This window comes from Pseudomonas sp. NFACC46-3, from assembly GCF_900114515.1.
GTDB lineage: Bacteria > Pseudomonadota > Gammaproteobacteria > Pseudomonadales > Pseudomonadaceae > Aquipseudomonas > Aquipseudomonas fluorescens_Q.
Map to the genome: position 1 here is coordinate 1 of NZ_FOTH01000057.1, position 20,249 is coordinate 20,249.

The 20,249-nt window shown below is 61.8% G+C and carries 17 protein-coding genes and 1 pseudogene; 6 read left to right on the plus strand and 12 right to left on the minus strand.

Annotated features, from left to right (window positions below; all coding sequences use genetic code 11):
* Positions 1-312: 312 nt before the first annotated feature.
* On the minus strand, positions 313-2,193 hold the full coding sequence (locus BM300_RS28765; protein WP_092225597.1) for a methyl-accepting chemotaxis protein: 1,881 nt from the start codon (positions 2,191-2,193) through the stop codon (positions 313-315).
* Between the two features lie 253 nt (positions 2,194-2,446).
* On the opposite strand from BM300_RS28765, the gene BM300_RS28770 reads away from it, so the two are divergent.
* The 3 genes from BM300_RS28770 (at position 2,447) to BM300_RS28780 (ending at position 6,528) form a co-directional block, all read left to right on the plus strand.
* Positions 2,447-2,947, plus strand: coding sequence for a sigma-70 family RNA polymerase sigma factor (locus tag BM300_RS28770; RefSeq protein WP_014335956.1), 501 nt, complete (start codon positions 2,447-2,449; stop codon positions 2,945-2,947).
* Positions 2,937-3,938 (plus strand): FecR domain-containing protein, encoded by a 1,002-nt coding sequence (locus BM300_RS28775; RefSeq protein ID WP_092150225.1) that lies wholly within the window; start codon positions 2,937-2,939, stop codon positions 3,936-3,938. The genes BM300_RS28770 and BM300_RS28775 overlap by 11 nt, the downstream gene beginning before the upstream one ends.
* A gap of 85 nt (positions 3,939-4,023) precedes the next feature.
* Positions 4,024-6,528, plus strand: coding sequence for a TonB-dependent siderophore receptor (locus BM300_RS28780; RefSeq protein ID WP_092150228.1), 2,505 nt, complete (start codon positions 4,024-4,026; stop codon positions 6,526-6,528).
* Between the two features lie 139 nt (positions 6,529-6,667).
* Here the strand turns inward: BM300_RS28780 and BM300_RS28785 are convergent, their stop codons facing one another.
* On the minus strand, positions 6,668-7,741 hold the full coding sequence (locus tag BM300_RS28785) for a fatty acid desaturase (protein WP_092150231.1): 1,074 nt from the start codon (positions 7,739-7,741) through the stop codon (positions 6,668-6,670).
* A gap of 100 nt (positions 7,742-7,841) precedes the next feature.
* Here BM300_RS28785 and BM300_RS28790 point away from each other — a divergent pair, with 100 nt between their 5' ends.
* Positions 7,842-8,846, plus strand: coding sequence for an AraC family transcriptional regulator (locus BM300_RS28790; protein WP_092150234.1), 1,005 nt, complete (start codon positions 7,842-7,844; stop codon positions 8,844-8,846).
* 190 nt (positions 8,847-9,036) lie between these two features.
* Here the strand turns inward: BM300_RS28790 and BM300_RS28795 are convergent, their stop codons facing one another.
* Positions 9,037-9,723, minus strand: a complete 687-nt coding sequence (locus tag BM300_RS28795; protein WP_092150237.1) for a Crp/Fnr family transcriptional regulator — start codon at positions 9,721-9,723, stop codon at positions 9,037-9,039.
* Positions 9,724-9,811: 88 nt separating this feature from the next.
* On the opposite strand from BM300_RS28795, the gene BM300_RS28800 reads away from it, so the two are divergent.
* Positions 9,812-10,336, plus strand: a complete 525-nt coding sequence (locus BM300_RS28800; RefSeq protein ID WP_092150240.1) for an Mpo1 family 2-hydroxy fatty acid dioxygenase — start codon at positions 9,812-9,814, stop codon at positions 10,334-10,336.
* 60 nt (positions 10,337-10,396) lie between these two features.
* Here the strand turns inward: BM300_RS28800 and BM300_RS28805 are convergent, their stop codons facing one another.
* The 8 genes from BM300_RS28805 to oscA all read right to left on the minus strand — a co-directional run bounded on the left by BM300_RS28805 (position 10,397) and on the right by oscA (position 19,093).
* On the minus strand, positions 10,397-12,619 hold the full coding sequence (locus BM300_RS28805) for a GMC oxidoreductase (protein WP_092150243.1): 2,223 nt from the start codon (positions 12,617-12,619) through the stop codon (positions 10,397-10,399).
* Entirely contained in the window at positions 12,616-13,125 is a 510-nt protein-coding gene (locus BM300_RS28810; RefSeq protein ID WP_092150246.1) for a sorbitol dehydrogenase, read from the minus strand. Before BM300_RS28810 ends, BM300_RS28805 begins: the two co-directional genes overlap by 4 nt.
* Positions 13,115-14,482: a cytochrome C gene (locus BM300_RS28815; protein ID WP_092150249.1), complete on the minus strand. Its 1,368-nt coding sequence runs from the start codon at positions 14,480-14,482 to the stop codon at positions 13,115-13,117. Before BM300_RS28815 ends, BM300_RS28810 begins: the two co-directional genes overlap by 11 nt.
* A 352-nt stretch (positions 14,483-14,834) precedes the next feature.
* Positions 14,835-15,824, minus strand: a complete 990-nt coding sequence (locus tag BM300_RS28820; RefSeq protein ID WP_092225611.1) for a sulfate/molybdate ABC transporter ATP-binding protein — start codon at positions 15,822-15,824, stop codon at positions 14,835-14,837.
* A 3-nt stretch (positions 15,825-15,827) separates the two neighbouring features.
* Positions 15,828-16,697: a sulfate ABC transporter permease subunit CysW gene (cysW, locus tag BM300_RS28825; RefSeq protein WP_092150255.1), complete on the minus strand. Its 870-nt coding sequence runs from the start codon at positions 16,695-16,697 to the stop codon at positions 15,828-15,830.
* Between the two features lie 12 nt (positions 16,698-16,709).
* Entirely contained in the window at positions 16,710-17,528 is an 819-nt protein-coding gene (gene cysT / locus BM300_RS28830; RefSeq protein ID WP_013692011.1) for a sulfate ABC transporter permease subunit CysT, read from the minus strand.
* Positions 17,529-17,758: 230 nt separating this feature from the next.
* The gene (locus BM300_RS28835) at positions 17,759-18,772 is read right to left on the minus strand and encodes a sulfate ABC transporter substrate-binding protein (protein WP_063323504.1); all 1,014 of its coding nucleotides are present in this window, start codon (positions 18,770-18,772) and stop codon (positions 17,759-17,761) included.
* 138 nt (positions 18,773-18,910) lie between these two features.
* Entirely contained in the window at positions 18,911-19,093 is a 183-nt protein-coding gene (gene oscA / locus BM300_RS28840) for a sulfur starvation response protein OscA (RefSeq protein WP_003186967.1), read from the minus strand.
* 481 nt (positions 19,094-19,574) lie between these two features.
* Here oscA and BM300_RS31495 point away from each other — a divergent pair.
* Positions 19,575-19,957 (plus strand): annotated as a pseudogene (locus tag BM300_RS31495) (DUF6124 family protein).
* A 92-nt stretch (positions 19,958-20,049) separates the two neighbouring features.
* On the opposite strand, the gene BM300_RS31150 reads toward BM300_RS31495, so the two are convergent.
* Positions 20,050-20,249 (minus strand): nucleoid-structuring protein H-NS (locus tag BM300_RS31150; RefSeq protein ID WP_218190632.1); only part of this gene is annotated, 200 nt, incomplete at its 5' end.

The window sequence follows — 20,249 nt, forward strand, 5'->3', positions numbered from 1 at the left end:
CCGTGGCGAGGGAGCTTGCTCCCGCTGGGCCGCGAAGCGGCCCCAAAACCTGCCAAATGCGGAGCATCAGACACACCGCACCCGCCGGTTTACGACTGCTTCGCAGCCGAGCGGGAGCAAGCTCCCTCGCCACAGGGATTGGGTTGGCTTGAGGTTCAAGCATTGGGCTGAGCGGCCTGTGCTGCATTGAAGATCGCCATCGCGAGCAAGCTCGCTCCCACATTGAGTTGCAGTGAACCCAGGATCCAGGCTCACCGCCAATCCCCTGTGGGAGCTTGCTCGCGATGGCAGTGGCTCGGCTTGCGGCTGGGGTCAGATCTTGAAGCTGTCCACCAGCTGCTTCAGTCGATTGGCCTGTTGGGACAAGGCATCGCAATCCTTCAGGGTTTCATTGAGGTTGGCCACGCTTTGCTGGTTCAGCAGGTTGATGTGGCTGACGTCCATGTTGAGGGTTTCAACGACAGCGGTCTGTTCTTCGGTCGCAGCGGCTACCGACTGGTTCATGCCGTCGATCTCACCGATACGCTGCGTCACGCTGACCAGTCGCAGGCCGGCCTGGTTGGCCACTTCCACGCTTTCTTCGCTGGACGTCTGGCTGGCGTTCATCGTGGTTACCGCTTCACGGGAGCCGACTTGAAGCGAGGTAATCATCTTGTGGATTTCTTCCGCCGACTCCTGGGTGCGGTGCGCCAGGTTGCGCACTTCATCGGCCACCACCGCAAAACCACGGCCGGCTTCACCGGCACGGGCCGCTTCGATGGCCGCGTTCAGGGCCAGCAGGTTGGTTTGCTGGGAGATGCCCTTGATCACGTCCAGGATGTGGCCGATGTTGTCGGTGCTGGCGTTCAGGGTTTCGATCTGGGTGCAGGAAAGGCTGATCTTCTGCGACAGCTCGGTCATGGCCTGGATGGTTTTTTCCACCACTTGGCGACCGTCATCGGCCTGTTCGCTGGCACCGCTGGCATGTTGCGAGGCATCGGCGGCATTGCGGGCGATTTCCTGGGTCGCAGCCCCCAACTGGTTGATGGCCGCGGCCACGCTGTTGGTGCGAGCGCTCTGCTCATCCGAGCCGACAAGCGACGCATTGGACGAGGTCATCACCCGCTGCGACAAGTCATGCACCTGACGGGTGGCGGAAGACACTTCCGAGATCGACGCGTGAATCCGCTCCACGAACTGGTTGAACGAACCACCCAGCACTGCGAACTCATCCTTGCCCTGCACCACCAGGCGCCGGGTCAGATCGCCTTCGCCCTGGGCGATGTCCTGCATGGCGCGACCCATGGTGGTCAACGGGCGCATCAATACCTGGATCAACAGGCTCAGCAGCAACGCAATGGCCGCCACCGCGACAAACATCGCAATCAGCGCAGACGTACGGAACTGGCTCAACGGCGCGTAGGCCTTGGCCTTGTCGATCGACAGGCCGATGTACCACTCGGCGTTCGGCAAGCCAGTCACTGGAGTAAACGAAAGGATACGGTCCTGCCCGTTCAGCTCAACGTCCTGGATACCCTTGCCAATGCGCACCGGGGTCCCGGGGTAGATGTCCTTGAGGTTCTTCATCACCTGGTCTTTGTCCGGGCTGACGATCACCTGACCGTCGCCGCTGACCAGGAACGCATGGCCGATACCACCGAAGTCCACGGAGTTGATGATCTTCACCAGGGTTTCCAGGCTCAGGTCGCCGCCCACCACACCGAGCAGTTCGCCGTTGTGCTTCACCGGCAGGGCAACGGTCACCACCAGGCCACCTACCGCCGCCAGGTAAGGCGGGGTCAGCATGGTTTTATCAGCGGTCACCGCCTGTTTGTACCAGGGGCGCTGACGCGGGTCGTAGCCGTCAGGCATTTTGGCGTCCGGACGTTGGGTGAAGACACCGTTGGCCTGGCCGACATAAGTGAACTGGAAGTTCGAGGTCAGCGCTGGCTGATCGACCAGCCCTGGCAGATCGGCAGTAGCGCCCTGGTGCGCGATGTTTTGCGCCAGGTTTTCCAGCACCAATATCCGGCCACTCATCCAGTTCTGGATGCTGCTGGCCGTCAGGTCGCCGGATTGCTCGATGGACGACTCAAGGCTGCTGCCGATGGTGTTGCGCTGCAAATAATCGTTGTAGAGCGTGAACAGGGCAAAAGCCAGGACCACCACACCAGAGGCGGCAAGAAGGATTTTGTGGCTGAACTTTAGATTCATTGATGAGGCTTCTTAGGCAAGGAGTGGGGGTGCATTCCAGATTTGCAACGGTCCATGTAACAGTGCGAGCGGTTATCAATCCGCTCCACTTTGGTGCACACGTACAAGTCTGTCGGCAAACCTGTACAAATAATTAGGGATACGAAGAAATAGCCGACGGGAGGACACAGCGGGCGAACGGTGGTTGCAAATTCGCCGACGGCTGATGACAATGCGACCTATTATCATTTGTAACATCCAGGCCGTTGCGTCCATGTCATCTCCCGAGTTTGCAGTACAGGCGCTCTACAGCCGGCATCACGGCTGGCTCAATACGTGGCTGCGCACCCGGCTGGGCAATGCCGCCGATGCGGCGGACCTGGCCCAGGACACCTTCGTGCGCCTGTTGCAGCGTAGCGAACGCCTGGAACTTCGAGCTCCACGCGCCTTTTTGCGCACCATCGCCCAAGGCCTGGTGATCGACCATTGGCGGCGAGAAGAAATCGAACGTGCCTACCTGCAAACCATAGCTCACTTGCCGGAAGCCGAAACCCCTGGCGCTGAAGCCCAGGCCCTGATCCTGGAACTGCTTGAAGCCATTGCCAGGATGCTCGAAGGCCTCAAGCCGAAAGTGCGCAGGGCCTTTCTGTTGGCCCAGTGCGAAGGCCTGACGTACAAGCAGATCGCCGAACAGATGGGCATCTCGTTGCGCTCGGTGGAGCGCTACGTCGCCGATGCGCTGTACCACTGCTATGTGCTGCGTTATGAAAGCTGAGCCGGCGGAGCACTTGCAGAGCCGCCGCAACGGCCCGTCGCAACAGGTGGTCAGGCAGGCGATCAACTGGCTGCTGCGCCTGCGCAATCACACCGCTCACCCGACCCTGCGCCAACAGTGCGACACCTGGCGCGCCGCCCACCCGGAACACGAACTGGCCTGGCAACGGGTGCAATCGCTGCACAGCGAATTGACCTCCAACCTGCGGGCGGTGCCCGCTGCCCACATCGCCCTCGACACCCTGGAAAACAGTGCCCAGCGCCTCAGTCGTCGCCAGGCCCTGAAGTTGCTGTCGGGCATCGCCGTGGTGAGCGGCGCGGCTTGGCTGGGCAAGGACCTGGGCTGGCAATCGTGGAGCGCTGACTTCGCCACCGCCACCGGTGAACGCCGAGGTTTCCAGTTGCCGGACGGCACGCGACTCGAGCTCAATACCCACAGCGCCGCCGACCTGGACTTCAGCGCCCGGCAGCGCCTGATTACCCTGGCCCGCGGCGAAATCATGGTCACCTGTGGTCGCGACCCGGGGCGGCCGCTGCTGGTGAAAAGCAGGCATGGCCTGTTCGAAGGGCTGGGGGGGCGCTTCGTGGTGCGCCAGGACAGCGACTGCACGCGCTTGAGCGTCACCAGCGGGCAAGTCGTCATCCGTTCGCACCCCAACAGCGATGGCAGGCCCATTCAGGTCGAGGCCGGGCAAAGCTATCTGATCACTGCATCGACAGCGGCCCTCGCACCGCCGCTGGACATGGACGCAGGCGCCTGGGCCGACGGGTTGATCGTCACGCGCAACATGCGCCTGGAAGACTTCCTCAATGAAGTAGGACGCTACCGCCCGGGTTATATGAACTGCGCGGCGTCGGTTGCCGACCTGCGCTTGTCGGGGGTTTTCCGTTTGGAGGACACCGACAAACTGCTCGCCGTCCTGCCACGCATGCTCCCCGTACAGATCCGTTATCGAACCCGTTGGTGGATCACGGTGCAGCGCCTGGCTTGATTTTTTTTGGCGGGTTTCAGGCCGGCGTCCGGCTAGGACAGTAAGCAACCCTTATCTGCCTTCGGCGACTCCTACGGAACCTACAATGACTGAGCGCGTACCTCTCAAGAACCCCTTCGGCTTCTCTGCGCAACCGGGCCTGCTGCGCCAGGCGATCCATGCCGCGCTGTTCTCCACGGCGCTGGGGGTCAGCGTCATGCCGATGCTCGCGGTGGCCGCACAAAACGGCGTGACCGCCAGCCGTCAGAGCTACAACATTGCCCCGGGCCCATTGAGCGATGTGCTGAACCAGTTCGCCCGCCAGGCCGGGATCACCCTGGCAAGCACCCCGGCGCAAACCGGCGGCGTCCAGTCCCCGGGGCTCAAGGGCGAGTACTCGCCGGACCAGGCCCTGAGCCAGTTGCTCAGCGGCTCGGGACTGGTTGCCGTCAGCCAGGATGGCAGCAGCTACGTGCTGCAGACCGAGACCGCTGGCAGCACACTGGAATTGCCGACCACCGACATCAAGGGCTTCGCCTTGGGTAACGCCCTGGGCAGCATGGAAGGCTACAACGCCACCCACAGCCAGGTCGCCACCAAGACCAGCACCGCCCTGCGCGAAACCTCCCAGAGCGTGTCGGTGGTCACCCGCGAACAAATGGACGACCAGGGCGCGCAAACCGTGTCCCAGGCCATGCGCTACACCCCCGGCGTGCTGACCAACCCCTACGGCGCGACCCACCGCTACGACTACGTGGCGATGCGCGGCTTCAACGACGGCTCGGTGGATAACATCTACCTCGACGGCCTCAAGTCCATGGGCGACAGCGGCACCTACAGCTCCATGCAGGTCGATCCGTACTTCCTGGAGCGGGTCGACATTCTCAAGGGCCCGTCCTCGGTACTCTACGGCCGCAGTTCACCGGGTGGCCTGGTGGCGCTGACCAGCAAGAAGCCGCAGTACGAGGCCTATCACCAGATCCAGGCCACGGTCGGCACCCAAGGCCAACGCGGCATGGGCTTCGACTTCACCGGCCCCGTGGATGACGACAAACGCATCACCTATCGCCTGATCGGCCTGGCGGACACCTCCGACACCCAGTTCGACCACAACAAGGAAAAGCGCTTCGCCCTCGCGCCGACAGTGAACATCGACTTCAGCGAGGACACCTCGCTGACCCTGCAAGCCTACCTGCAGCATGACCCCGACGGCGGCTACCACGGCGGCATGCCGGCCGATGGCACCTTGCATCAGCGCAACGGTCGACGGATTTCCGAGCACTTCTTCGAAGGCGAACCCGGCATCGACCGCTATGAGCGTGACCAGCAGTCGTTCGGCTACCAATTCGAACACCGTTTCAACGACGTCTTCACCGCCCGGCAGAACTTCCGTTACCTGGATTCCGAGGTCAAGAACGATCAGGTCTATGCCTACGACTGGACCACGCCCACCAGCAACGAGCTGAACCGCTACTACACCGGCGCCGAAGAAAAGCTTCATTCCTTCATCGTCGACAACATGCTGCAAGCCGAATTCTTCACTGGTGCCACCAAGCACACCGTGCTGATGGGGGCCGACTATCAGCGGCGAAAAACCGTGGTCGACTGGACCAGCGGCAGCCTGGCGCCAATCAACGCCTTTGACCCGGTCTACGGCAACTCGGCCATCACTGGTCGCTATGACACCAGCTACCTGCGACGCCTGGAGCAGACCGGCGTCTACCTGCAAGACCTGATCGAAATGGACAAGTGGCGCTTCTCCCTCGGCCTGCGCCAGGACTGGGTTCAAACCTCGGATGAGAACCGCATCGCTGAATTTGAACGCCCGGAAGGCACCGAGATCAACGACAAACGCACCAAGCTCACTGGCCGTGCCGGAGCGCTGTACCTGTTCGACAATGGCCTGGCGCCGTACATCAGCTACTCCGAGTCGTTCAACCCGAACTCCTATGCCGACAGCGCCGGCAACCCACTGCCGCCCACCGATGGCAAGCAATGGGAACTGGGCCTGAAGTATCAGCCGCCGGGCACTGACGACCTGTACACAGCCTCGCTGTTCCGCATAGACCAGGAAAACCTGGCGACCAAACTGCCCCAGGACAGCTTCTACCGCGCCGTTGGGGCCGTGCGCTCCCAGGGCCTGGAGCTGGAAGCGCACCTGCAGTTGACCGAACAATTCAAAGTGCTGGGCAGTTACACCTTCACCGACATCGAATACTCGAAGTCGATGGTCAGCACCCTCAGCACGCCCACCGACATCATCGAAAACAAGGGCAACTCCCCGACCCAGGCCCCGCGCCACATGGCCTCGGTCTGGGCGGATTACAAGTTCGACAGCGGCACCCTCGATGGCCTGCGCCTGGGCGGCGGCGTGCGGTATGTCGGCTACAGCTGGGCCGATGCGGAGAACACCATGAAGGTGCCGTCCTACACGTTGTTCGATGCCTCGGTGGGGTACGACCTGGGCAAGGTCGGCTTGAAGGGCGTGGACGTGCGCCTGAACGCGAACAACCTGACCAACGAAAGCTACGTCGCTTCGTGCGCCAGCCTGAGCTTTTGCTACATGGGCGAAGAGCGCAATGTGGCGGCGACGGTGAGTTACCAGTTCTAACTGCAACCCATTCCCTGTGGCGAGGGAGCTTGCTCCCGCTGGACGCGAAGCGGCCCGTTTTTTTGGGGCTGCTGCGCAGCCCAGCGGGAGCAAGCTCCCTCGCCACAGGTTCTGTTCTGGCCCTTCGGATGGGGCAGCTTCAAACCCGAACCGTATTACCTTCTTCCCGCACCACACCCTCCTGGCGCACAAACCGATTCGCCCGCCCGAACGTGCCGAAGTCATTGAACCGCACGCCCATCTCCCGCATCACCTTGTGCGCCACCGGCACCGTCAGTTGACGAATGTAGAACGGCTCCTTCACCACGAAGTGATGAATGCCATGGCTGCTGCCGAAGTTGAAGCAGAACGCCTGCAACGGCCACAACCACCAGGGGTTGAGCACTTGGGTTTGCTGGATGACGTTGCCCGGCTCGATATCGCCGTAGTAGTGCATGTTCGAACTGACGAAATGCAGGCAAAAGGTGCGCAACACGTTCGGCCCGATGATCACCACCGCGGCGATGTCGATCACCTGCATCGTCGCCAGCGTGGTAGCCGACCAGTCAATTGAAGTGCCCAGCAGACCGGCGATGCCGTTGGCCCCATGAAAACCGAGAAACACATACCAGGCGCCCCAATGCAGCAACGCCAGCGGGAAATACACCTTCAGCGTGCGTTTGAGAATGCTGCGCTTGTGCGCCCAGGTCCTGGCTCGCAGCAGGCGGATGAACGCCGACATCACGTTATCGCCGACCATCAGCAACCGCGCCAGCCCCCAGGGTTCGCCGTTGGTGATGGCCCGCTCCTCCATGTCGGCTTCGCTGCCGGACACCTTGTGATGGTTGAGGTGCAGGTGACGACGGATCCACGGATTGATCGTGCTCGGCCGCGCCAGCCAGACCAACCCCATCATCAGGTTGTGGGGCAGGCGCTGCTTGCGAAAATACATGCTGTGGATCAGGTCATGTTCCAGCTCGTGGGTCAGCGACGCGAAGAACGCGTTGAGCAACAGGCACGCCCACCCGGCCAGGTAACCGTTGATGTAGAGCAGCGCCGAACCGATCATCCCAGCCAGGGCGAACGCCAGGATGCCCGCGCCCAACGCGTCCTGATGGCGCAGGATCGGATAGCGCCGACGCAACTCCTCGCCCCGGGCCAATACAACCTGGCGAATATGGGCTGATCGCTGTTGTGCATTCAATCGCTCGGGGCTTGCGCAAGTGCCGTGCATGGCTTACATCCTCTGTTAGAGATGTGCTCATCCTGCCGGGCGTTGTCCCCTGGGGTGGTAGCCGTAAACGCCAACCTGTTGACCGCACGCGCCAATCGTCATGACTGAACCGACTTCCCTCGCCAGCTGGACCCGCGCCCTGCGCAAACAGCTCGATGCGCTGGGCCTGGACAGCCATGTCTTGTGCGTGGAAGCCGGCCTCGACCCGCAATGGATGGACGACCCGAACGCCCGTTACCCGCTCTCGGCCACCACCCGTCTGTGGGCATTGGCTGTGCAGGCCAGCGGCGACCCGGCCATCGGCCTGCGGGTCTCGCGTTTCGTCAGCCCCACCACCTTTCATGCGCTGGGTTATGCCCTGGTGGCCAGCGGCAGCCTGCGGGAAGTGTTCGAGCGGATCGTACGCTATCACCCGGTGGTCAGCGATGCGCTAACCCTCCAGCTGATCCGCGCAGAGGACCGTTATCGCTTTAGCCTCGAGGTGCCGCCGGACCGACCGGCGCCAGCCTTCGAGGCCATCGACGCGTTCGCGGCGATTTACGTGCGCACCTGTCGCAACCGCCTCGGCCGTGATTACGCACCACTGGCGGTGTACCTGCGGCGCCCGGAACCGGCGGACCCCAGCCCCTGGCACAAAGTGTTCCGCTCGCCGGTGCATTTCGGCGCCGCGCAGGATTGCCTGGAGTTCAACCTCACCGATTTCGACAGCCACCTGGACGACGCCAACCCGGAACTGGCCGAACACAATGAAACAGTGCTCGAACGCACCCTCGCACAGCTCAAGCCACTGACCTGGGAACGCAAGGTACGCGCGGCCATCGAGGCCCAACTGCCCGAAGGTGAGCCCAGCGCCGAACGCATCGCCCAGGCCATGCACCTGAGCCTGCGCAGCCTGCAACGGCACCTGGCCGACGAAGGCTGCCGCTTCGACGCACTGCTCAACGAGTGCCGGGAGAATCTGGCGCTGCTGCACCTGCGGGATCCGAATTGCTCGCTGAGCGAAGTCAGCTACCTGTTGGGTTTTGCCGATGCCAGCAGCTTCAGCCGCGCCTTCAAGCGCTGGACCGGGATGACGCCGGGGCAGTTTCGGGATGGGTTGCGCTAGGGATTTGGGTTGGCTGGGCGGGCGATGACTTTCGCCCAGACAAGCCCCTGTGGCGAGGGAGCTTGCTCCCGCTCGGCTGCGCAGCAGTAGCAAAACCGGCCAATGCGATCCGCCTGCCTATAGACATGCCAAGGGCCTGCTGCGCAGGCCAGCGGGAGCAAGCTCCCTCGCCACGGGGGCCAGGTCGGTTTCAGATCGTGGTCAACCCGCGCAATCGCTCGATGTCGAGGATTTCGATCTCGCCATAACCGAGGTGGAGAATGCCCTGGGCCTGCAAGTCCTTGAGGATCTGGTTGGTGGTCTGGCGTGACAGCGCGAGCATCAGCGCCAGATGCTCCTGGGGCAGTTGCAAGATTCGGCGCGGCGGTTCGATTTCGCCGTAGCCTTCTGCGATCATCAGCAGGCGGTGGGCCACCCGGGCCGGGGCAGGCATCAGGCTCAGGTGTTCGAGGTTGATGAAGGTCAGGCGCAGTTTGTGGCTCATCAACAATGCCAGATACCGCCAGTAGATCGGCTGCGCTTGCAGGAAGGCCAGCAACGGCGCCTGCGGCACGTGCAGCAGTGTACCTTGACCGACCACCACCGCATCATGAGTGCGCGGCTGGCCATCGAACAGGCAGATTTCACCGAACCAGTGGGGCGCCTCGATCATACTCAGCAGTGCCTCCTTGCCCTGTTCGTTCACCGCACCGACGCGCACCGCGCCTTCCAGCACGGCATACAGCCCGCACGGCGGATCGCCACGCTTGAACAGCCCATGGCCCGGCGGCAGGCGGCGCTCGCGGGCCATATCCAGCAGGCTATTCTGTAACTCAACGGGCAAGTGGCTGTACCAGTGGCCGGCCATCAGTTGTGAGTGCCAGGGATGCGAATTCATGGAAACTCCGGGACAAGTGTCGGCTAACTGACAGAGCGTCGTGCAAGACCTGATGCATCATGCGGGCATTACCCCAGGAGGAACAACAATGAAAAGCCTCGTCGATCATCTCAGCCAATACGCTGCTTATCACCGAGACCCGCGCAACATCGCCACTCATTTCGTTGGCATTCCGCTGATCTTCGTCGCCGTTGCCGTGCTGCTGTCACGGCCCGGTTGGCCGCTGGGCGCGATCCTGATTTCTCCGGCATTGCTGGTGGCCGTGGCCAGTGCTTGGTTCTATCTACGCCTGGAAGTGCGCCTGGGTGTGCTGATGACGGTGCTGCTGGGCCTGGCGGTATGGCTGGGTCAGACACTGGCAGCGCAAAGCACGGCGGTGTGGTTGAGCAGTGGCCTGGGGATGTTCGTGGTGGGTTGGGTGATCCAGTTCGTCGGCCACTATTACGAAGGCCGCAAACCGGCGTTTGTCGACGACCTCACCGGGCTGATTGTCGGGCCGCTGTTTGTGGTGGTGGAAGCGGGTTTCCTGCTGGGGCTTCGCGGCGAATTGAAGCAGGCCATCGAGGAGCGCGCCGGGCCGGTGACGTTGCGCAACCAGCGTTCGGCCGCCTGAAAACACCCCTCTGTGGGAGCGAGCTTGCTCCCACAGGAGTTGGGCCTTACCGCTCAGGCACTACAGGGCGCCGAATTCGATCCGCACCGTCAGCGCACCGGTGTTATCGCTCAAGCCTGCTCCGTATTGCCCGGTCAGGTCATCATTGATGCACAGTTGCAGCTCGCCTTGCTCGCTGGCAGGAACCTGCCCCAGATCCCCCACCAGGAACGGCTTGCCACCATCGCCCACGCGACCGATCAAGGCACCTTCGGCGGCACCGGGCAAGGCATAGCTGCTGTAGTCGATATGCCTCGAACCGCCATTTCCATCGACATTTCCACCCTGCGGACTGGCACACCATAGCCCACTGACGTAGCGAACCAAACGCGGAACCAACCCGTTGACCTTCACGCCAGTGCCCTGCCAGGCGATGTTGGATTGGACCTGCATCGTCACCGCCTTCAGGTCGTTGGCCACAGTGTCCCCGGCCTGGAACGACAACGCCGCGATCGTCAGGCTCGGGTTCGAGGTGCCGGTACTGGGGAAGACACCATCGCCTACCAGGAACAGGTTCTTGTGGTCCCAACTGCGCTGGTACTTGTCCACCACCGACTTGGCCGGATCATCACCCATGCGGTAGGTGCCCATCAGGTGCCCGGCGCCCTGGAAGGTGTAATCCTCTTCTTTGTACCTGAATGTCCCTTGGCCAATAGGTGCCGTCAGCTCCACGGCGCCGAGCAGGTCCTTGATGATGTGGCTCGCCAATACCTTCGCCTGCCTGAAACCTTCCTTGGTGTAATCGGACAGGTCGTAGTGGATTTCCGGCCGAAGAATGCCAAGCCCGTCCGTGAGCTTGTCCGTCGAAGGCACGATGTAGCTCTTGGACTGGTCGGGATCCTTCTCCACCTGCTCCACCAAAAAGCCGATCCGAAACTGGCGGATGAACAGGTCGTTGAGCCGTTGAATCAGGGCCGTGCCGTAAAGCGCTTCAGTGGGCGGCGGCGGGTTCTCTTTCGATGGCAACGGGTTGGTGCAGCTTTTGTTCTTGCCATCGATAAAATCGGCCACGGTGACGTAAGGGTCGCCCACCGGCCAGTTCCAGCCCTCGTTGCCGATTTCGATACGCCACGCCGCTCGCAGGCTGCGAAAGTCGCCGTCACGCAGGCTCTCGATGCCCGCCGTGGACACCGGTCCCCGGTACGGGAACACCGTCTTGCCTTCCGGCATCAGCCCCCACGCCAGGTAAATCGGATGGTCGGACAGGCTGCGTCCGACCTGGCCGCTGCTATTGGCCACGCCATCGGGCCAGGCAGGGGTCTTGGAGTTGAGCAACAATTTGGGAGTTTCGATGGCATGGGCCGCGATCACGTAACGCTGCCCGATGGCCACGCCGGTGCCCGTCTTCGGTCCCTCGCCAAGCTGGTATTGAATGAATTCGACGCCATTGATGTTCTTGTCCGGGCCCACGGTCACTTTGCTGGCCACGGTCCGGTACATGACTCGGACCTTGCCGGTGGCCAAGGCCTTGTTCAGGGTCACGGTGGCGTCGTACTTGGCCTGGATCGGGCAGATCGGCGTGCAGTTGGTATTGCCGGCACACACCCGGCGCCCGGCATAGGGCTGGGAGTTGCGCCCGGCCGGGGTCGGGCTGACTACCAGCGGCAAGCCGTCGAAGTTCTTGTCGGTCACGGCTGTGACGAAACTGCCATCGACCAACGACAACGGAATGCTGTGCATCGGGAATGAATAGCCCTCGGGGAACGTCATGCCCAGGTAGGCCTGGTCGGCGACATTGGCCGACACCCCGATTTCCGCCTCGGCCCGGCAATAGGCGCTTTGCAGGTCGTCGTAGCCGATCGGCCAATCCACCCCGACGCCGTACTTGCTCTTCAGGCGGAAATCGTTCGGCACCATGCGCAGGCAGGTCCCGACCCAGTGCCAGGTCGTGCCGCCGCCCACCCGTTCATAAGTACTGTTGAAGGGCAGTGGGCCTTTCTGCACCAGATAGCTGACTTGCGGCTTGTCCCAGCCAAGGATCAGGTCGGCGATGGTCGCTCGAGGCGCATTTTCCTTGCTCGGGTCACGCGGCGTGTCCAGGGTCGACACTGGCGGATAGGGCGACTCCGGGGTCTTCAGGGTGGCGGTGTAGAAACGCTCCAGGTATTGCGCACGGTTGGCCGGGATCTCCGGACCCGATTCGAGCACCAACACATCCACGCCGGCCATGCCCAACTGATAAGCGATGATGCTGCCGGCCAACCCCGCGCCAACGATGATCACCTCGGCTTGTTCGGTACTCATGACGAGGCTCCTTGTGTGTTGGCAGGCACGCCGGTGTAGTCCTCAAGGCTCGGTGGCGTGGTGTTCCAATAGCCGAAAAACATCTCGCTGTAGCCCATGGGGTGGGCCTGGGCGATTTTCCAGGCCCAGCTCTGGATGTAGGCCTGGTCGGACACCACCGTCGAGTCGGTCGATTTGTAGTTGCCAGTGGCATAGGGCTGATACCAGACCCCCAGCAACCACAGTTTCATGATCGAACGCGCAGCTTGGGCCGCTTGCGTGACAGCCGGTCGCGATCCATCCATCAGCACCGCTTTGGCGATCTGGTCGGGGGGCACATTGTTCGCTGCCAGCGTGGCGTATTGAGTCAGCAACGTATTGAGCACCTCAGGGGTGATACGCGGGGTGATGAACGCGAGAAAAATCGGTGGCAAACCCACCTGGTCGATCGCCGGTGCCAGCCGATCCGTGGGAATGCCGGTCAGGGCCGATGACAGGCCTACAAAGTTGTCCAGATCACTGCTCATGGTTGACTCCTTGTCCGCCAGTGGACTGTGCGCGTTCGAGCAAATAGGTGAAATCCGCGAAGCTGGTACGCGGCGACTCGGTGACATGGGTGGCCGCATTGCCGTGGCAAGCCATGCAACTGGAAGACGCCTGAGGCACGGTGCCCTGGATGTAGGTCTCCAGCGTGGCGTTGGCCAGGAACAAGGGCGCAGGGCTGCCCAACGGGTTGGCGGCCGATATCTGGCAGTTCGGTGACGGGGCCGACGGCCACTGGGTACTGATCAGTTGATAGTTCGCCCAGACGCTCTTCGGGTTCACCGTACGCAACAGGCCTTGATACGTAGCGTTCAGTTTTTTGGTGGCCTCGGTGAGCGGCACGTCGCGCACGATCTGCGAGGGCGTCGCCTTGACCGCCGGGTTCCATGGCCGTGGCGGCGGTTGGTTGATGTCGCTTTGGCTGGCTGCGTTGTAGAACAGATAAGGCCCCGTGCGCTGGGCAACAGGCGTGGTTTTTTCCGGCACGTTTTTCACATGCTCGAAGGTTGACCAGACCCATTGCGCCGCACTGGCGGTCTTATGGACCATGTGCAATCCCACCAACCCGACCGGCTCGGACACGCACGACTCTCCGACAATCGGCCCATGGCTCGGGTCGTTGTTGCCCGGGGTGTAGACCAGCGCATCGACGGTGTGAAAGTCCTGCCGGTTGTCGTTGGGGCCCAGCACTTTCCATGACGCCTTCACCATCACCGCGCCGACCTGTTTGGTCTCGGTGGAACCACAACTGAACGCCACGGTATTGGTCGGCTTCGCGGCGAAGAACTTCTGCTGGCCTTCGATGCTGTACAGACCGTTGTCGACGATGCCGTTGAACATCGATTGGTTGACCACGATTTCGTTGCGCGTGTAGGTGCCGTTCTGGTCAACCAGCGGGCCGCTCTCGAAGGGCTGGATAAATTCATCCAGCACATCGGGCACCTTGCCCATTTGCTGCAACAGGCGACCGGGCTTGAGCGACTTGCACGCTTCGGGCAGAGTCGCCGGGGCATTCCAGGGCAGCGGCGCCTGGCCCTTGGCGCGGAAAATCTGGTAGCTCTCTTTCCAGCTCTCCCACACGGTGGCGCCATCCTGCTTGCCGATGGGCGTGCCGGTATTCGGATCACCGTTATCCAGCGCCGGCCAGTTCAGGGCAATGAAGGTTTGCCACGACAGCTCATCGAAATCGGCTTGCAGGCTGATCAGTGAAACGGGGTGGGTCACCGTGACATCGAAGGGTATCTGGGGGGACAACGAAGGGGCGGCGCTGGCGGCCGGAGCCAGCAAGACGCCTAACAATGCACAGCCAAGCGGGCCATGCCGACTGACTTCCACTCTCATGTTTTCTCTCCTTGGCATCAGGGCACCAGGAGAGATAACACCGGTCCGTCATGGACTCTCACTTGCCTCCTGGCCTGTCAGAGTCTAGGTAGGGTTTGGGCGGGGAAAAGGCGTTGGCGTAGAACCAATCGAAGCAAGGTTGGGTGGAGTTATTCAGATTCTGACCGGGGGCAGTGAGGACGCCATCGCGAGCAAGCTCGATCCCATCTGATCGTCCCCACGCTCTGCGTGGGGATGCATCCCGTGACGCTCTGCGTCACCTTCCAGAAGCGGAACGCGGAGCGTCCCTGGCGGCGTTCCCACGCAGGAGCGTGGGAACGATCGAACCACCAGTCCCTTGCTCGCGATGCTTTTAGAGGTTGGCGACTTTCTGCCAGACCTTCGGCTTGAAGAACAGCGTCTCGCCCTTCGCCAGGCCCACCAGGCTGTCGTGATCCTTCACCACTTCCGCCTCGATCAGCTCACTCTGGCCTTCCACCTTCAGGGTCACCCGAGTGGTGGCGCCGAGCGGACGGATGTCGCGCACTTCGGCGGCGTGGTGGTCTTCCAGCTCCGAGCGCGACAGCGAGACTTCGTGAGGGCGGAACAGCACATGCCGGTCCTCACCCAAGTGCAGGCGGTTCGAGTCGCCGAGGAAGTGATACACAAAGTCGCTGGCCGGGTTTTCGTAGACATCCCCCGGCGAGCCGATCTGCTCGATCACGCCCTTGTTCATCACCACGATCCGGTCGGCGACTTCCATGGCTTCTTCCTGGTCGTGGGTCACGAACACCGAGGTCAGGTTGATGTCCTCGTGCAGCCGCGCCAGCCAGCGGCGCAGTTCCTTGCGGACCTTGGCGTCCAGGGCACCGAAGGGTTCGTCCAGCAGCAATACCTTGGGCTCCACCGCCAATGCGCGAGCCAGGGCGATGCGCTGGCGCTGGCCGCCGGACAGTTGCTCAGGATAGCGATCGGCGAGCCAATCCAGCTGCACCATGTTCAGCAGCTCATGGACCTTGGTCGCGATCTGGCTTTCGTTCGGACGTTGCTGCTTGGGCTTCATGCGCAAGCCAAAGGCGACGTTGTCGAACACCGTCATGTGGCGAAACAAAGCGTAGTGCTGGAACACGAAACCGACGTTGCGGTCACGCACGTCGTGGCCGGACACGTCCTCGCCGTGGAACACGATGTTGCCCTGGTCCGGGGTTTCGAGGCCGGCGATGATCCGCAGCAACGTGGTCTTGCCGCAACCCGACGGCCCCAGCAGCGCCACCAATTCACCGCTCTGGATGTCCAGGCTGATGTCGTCCAGGGCCTTGAAGGCGTTGAAATTCTTGCTGACGTTACGAACTTCGATCGACATGACTTATTCCTCCGCGGCGCTGGCGCGCAGGCGGTTGATTCGGTTTTCGCTCCACTGCTTGAGCAGCAGGATGAAGAGCGCCAGGATCAGCAACAGGCTCGCCACAGCGAACGCGGCCACGTGGTTGTATTCGTTGTAGAGGATCTCGACGTGCAGCGGCAGGGTGTTGGTCACCCCGCGAATGTGCCCGGATACCACCGACACCGCGCCGAACTCGCCCATGGCGCGGGCGGTACACAGCACCACACCATAAATCAGGCCCCACTTGATGTTCGGCACGGTGACATGCCAGAACATCTGCCAGCCATTGGCACCGAGCAGGCGCGCGGCCTCTTCTTCCTGGGTGCCCTGCTCCTGCATCAGAGGAATCAGCTCCCGGGCCACGAACGGCACGGTGACAAAAATCGTCGCCAGCACGATCCCCGGCAGCGCGAACACAATCTGGATGTCGTGATCCGACAGCCACGGACCGAACAGGCCCTGGGCGCCAAACATCAGCACATACACCAGGCCCGCGATCACCGGCGACACCGAAAACGGCAGGTCGATCAGCGTCACCAGCATGCTCTTGCCACGGAATGAATACTTGCTCACGCACCACGCGGCACTGACACCGAACACCAGGTTCAGCGGCACCGAAATCAGCACGGCGATCACCGTGAGCTTCAGCGCCGACAACGCGTCGGGTTCAAAGATCGCGGAGAAGAACGCCCCCAACCCGAGCTTCAGGCCCTGGGACACCACGATGAACAGCGGCAGCAGCAAAAACAGCGCAAAAATCAGCCAGCCAAGGCCGATCAGGATTCGCCGCGACGTCGCACTGCCGCGACGGGCGGCATTGGTGGAGGCTGCGGAAATAGACGATTGGGACATGTTCGCGCCTCCTTATGGGGTTTCGATGCGCCGCTGCAGCAGGTTGATCAGCAGCAACAGGACGAAGGAAACCACCAGCATCAACACGCCGATGGAGGTGGCGCCGGTGTAGTCGTATTGGTCGAGCTTGACCATGATCAGCAGCGGCAGGATCTCGGTTTTCATCGGCATGTTGCCGGCGATGAAAATCACCGAACCGTACTCACCCACGCCACGGGCAAAGGCCAGGGCGAAACCGGTCAACCAGGCCGGCAACAGCGCCGGCACGAGGATGTGGCGGAACACCTGCCATGGCTTGGCGCCGAGGCAGGCGGCGGCTTCTTCGACTTCACGGGGAATATCGGCCAGCACTGGCTGCACCGTGCGCACCACGAACGGCAGCGTCACGAACGTCAGCGCCAGGGTGATGCCCAGCGGGGTGTAGGCGATCTTGAACCCCAGGTCGGTGGCGAACTGGCCCACCAGACCGGTCGGCGCGTACAACGCCGTCAAGGCAATACCGGCCACGGCAGTGGGCAGGGCGAACGGCAGGTCGATCATCGCGTCGATGATCTTGCGGCCAGGGAAGGTGTAGCGCACCAGCACCCAGGCCAGCAGCGTGCCGATCACGCCGTTGATGATCGCGGCGTACAGCGCGGTGCCGAAACTGAGTTTCAAGGCCGCCAGCACCCGCGGTGCCGAAATGATCGCCCAGAACTGTTCCCAGGTGAGTTGGGCGGCATGCACGAACATCGCCGCCAGGGGTATGAGCACAATCAGACTGAGGTACACCAGGGTGTAGCCCAGCGTCAGCCCGAAGCCGGGTATGACGGGGGATATGCGACGCGACATAGAAGTCCTTGGTTGAGAACAGCAAAGCCCCGACGGTCATTGCAATGTGGTTCGCTGGCGAGTGAATCCGTGGCGAGGGAGCTTGCTCCCGCTGGGCTGCGCAGCAGCCCCGTTTTTGTGAGCGCTTCGCACTCAAGCGGGAGCAAGCTCCCTCGCCACAAAGAATCCTTCAAGCCTTGAGTAAACAACATTGCAACCGCAGTCAGAGCCCATTTTATGGCCTGTCCAGCTTACTGCGCCTGATAGATCTGGTCGAACACGCCGCCATCATTGAAGAATTTCGGTTGCGCGGTTTTCCAGCCGCCGAAGTCCTTGTCGATGGTCACCAGGTCCAGTTTCGGAAACTGGCGCGAGTACTTGGCGGCGACGTCCTTGTCACGTGGACGATAGAAGTTCTTCGCGGCGATTTCCTGGCCGGCCGGGCTGTACAAGTGCTTGAGGTAGGCTTCGGCGATCTCGGCGTTGCCTTTTTTCTCGGCGTTCTTGTCCACCACCGCCACCGGCGGTTCGGCAAGGATCGACAGCGACGGCACGACGATGTCGAACTTGTCGGCGCCGCCATCTTCCTTCAGTGCCAGGAAGGCTTCGTTTTCCCAGGCCAGCAACACGTCGCCCTGACCGTTGTTGACGAAGGTAATCGTCGAGCCACGGGCGCCGGTGTCGAGGATCGGCACGTGCTTGAACAGCGCTTGCACGTATTCCTTGGCCTTGGCTTCGTCACCGCCATTGGCCTTCAGGCCGTAGGCCCAGGCCGCGAGGAAGTTCCAGCGAGCACCGCCTGAGGTCTTCGGGTTCGGGGTGATGACCGACACGTCATTCTTGATCAGGTCGCCCCAATCCTTGATGCCCTTGGGGTTGCCCTTACGCACCAGGAACACGATGGTGGACGTGTAGGGTGTACTGGCTTCCGGCAGGCGTGTTTGCCAGTCCGCCGGCAGGGACTTGCCCAGCTTGGCGATTTCATCGATATCGCCGGCCAGGGCCAGGGTCACCACGTCGGCCCGCAGACCGTCGATCACCGCCCGGCCCTGCTTGCCCGAACCACCGTGGGATTGCTGGATCTTCACGCTGTCGTCCGGGTGCGCTTTCTTCCAGAAACTGGCGAATTCGGCGTTGTAATCCTGGTAAAGCTCACGCGTCGGGTCGTAGGACACGTTGAGCAGCTCGTAATCCTTGGCGACGGCGGAACCTGCAAAAACAGCACTGGCCAGGGCGGCCAGGGCATAACGACGAATGGACGACATGGTGAAAGCTCCTGGAATTCTGGTTTTCTTATGGCTTCTGGAAATTCGTTTGGCTTGTAGAAAAGATCGCAGTCTTCGCCAGCCCCTACACTCAGCCCCCCGTAGGCACTGCCGAAGGCTGCGATCTTTTGTCTTTCTTCAAGACGGCTTATGACTCGGTTGCTGCAAGCGGAATTTTTCCTTGCGTTCGATCTGGACCACCTGCGCGTTGTGCACGGTGATTTCCACTGCCCCAAAGCGTAGATCGCGCAACGCGCTCTGGATCTCGCGCAAGATGGTTGCTTCGTCCTGGCCGTCAACGCTACGTAGAGATGCGCTCATGCTGCTGCTCCTTTGAATGAATGCCTGGCAGTGGGCGGCACTGCTTGCGGCGTGGGAGCAATACTAGATAAGCGCGGATATTCTTAAAAAGACTATTTAAGAATTTTTATATAACCAAAATTACAGAAAGTAGCCGGCGTCCTACGGCAGGGGAGCTTGGGAGGCCTTTCCCTGCTAACGCCTCGGATATTTCCTTCAAAACGCCGAGCTGTTCATGAACTAGGCAGCGCTCCATGCCGCGGCTAACCTCTGTTCGTCATCGCAAAAAACGGTGACACGGGCGTGCAAGTCCGGATTGGTACGCAATTGGTTATGGCTATTGACCGAGCATTTTTTTATGCTCGCGTCCGTTATGGCAATTGTGCGTGGGAGGCCTTCGGGTCTGCCGGCGGTACCGGACCGGTCTTGCACACCTACGTACAGTTGCCACCTCTTCGAATGCAAGCGAAAGGATGTCGACCTCAACTCTGGTACATAGAATATGGTCAAGCCTTCACCGAATCCTCCGCAAAGCGGCCACAAATCCCGCGTCCAAGCGCAGGAAGAAAAAAAGCTCGATGACGCCGCCACCCGCGCCCTCGACTACTACCTCAACCCCAAGCCCGCCTCACCGCCCGGACCCGACAAAAACCAACTTTTCATCGTGTCCCCCACATAGACACCGAAACCCTGCTCGCCAACGCCTCCGAAGACCTGCTCTCCATCAGCACCATCGCCGCCGACCTGGCCGACGACGTCGACGACTCACGCCGCTGCGTCGCCCTGGCGATCAGTCGCATGGCCGATGGGGTGCAGTTGTTGGTCGAGCGGGCGTTGGATCATTTGGAAACCAAGGAGATGGCGGCGTCTGGGGCCAAGGGGTAGCACATAGCTTGGATGCAAGCTGAACCGGCGCCTTCGCGAGCAAGCCCGCTCCCACAGGGGAAACGCGGTCTCACCCAGAGCCAGGTCGGCTACTAGGCCGCCTCGCGGTGGACGTTGATCTCGGGCGCCCCGTTAACCACGATGGCCGAACGCAGGCATTGCGTAGTGGGCACCCCGGCATGGATGCCGAGGTAGCCGCGCTGGGCCATGGATGGCCCTTCGCGGCGGCCCACGGAGCAATGCCGGAGAGAGGGCATGCCGAGCCTAGGCGAGGCACCGAGTGGTGGGGCAA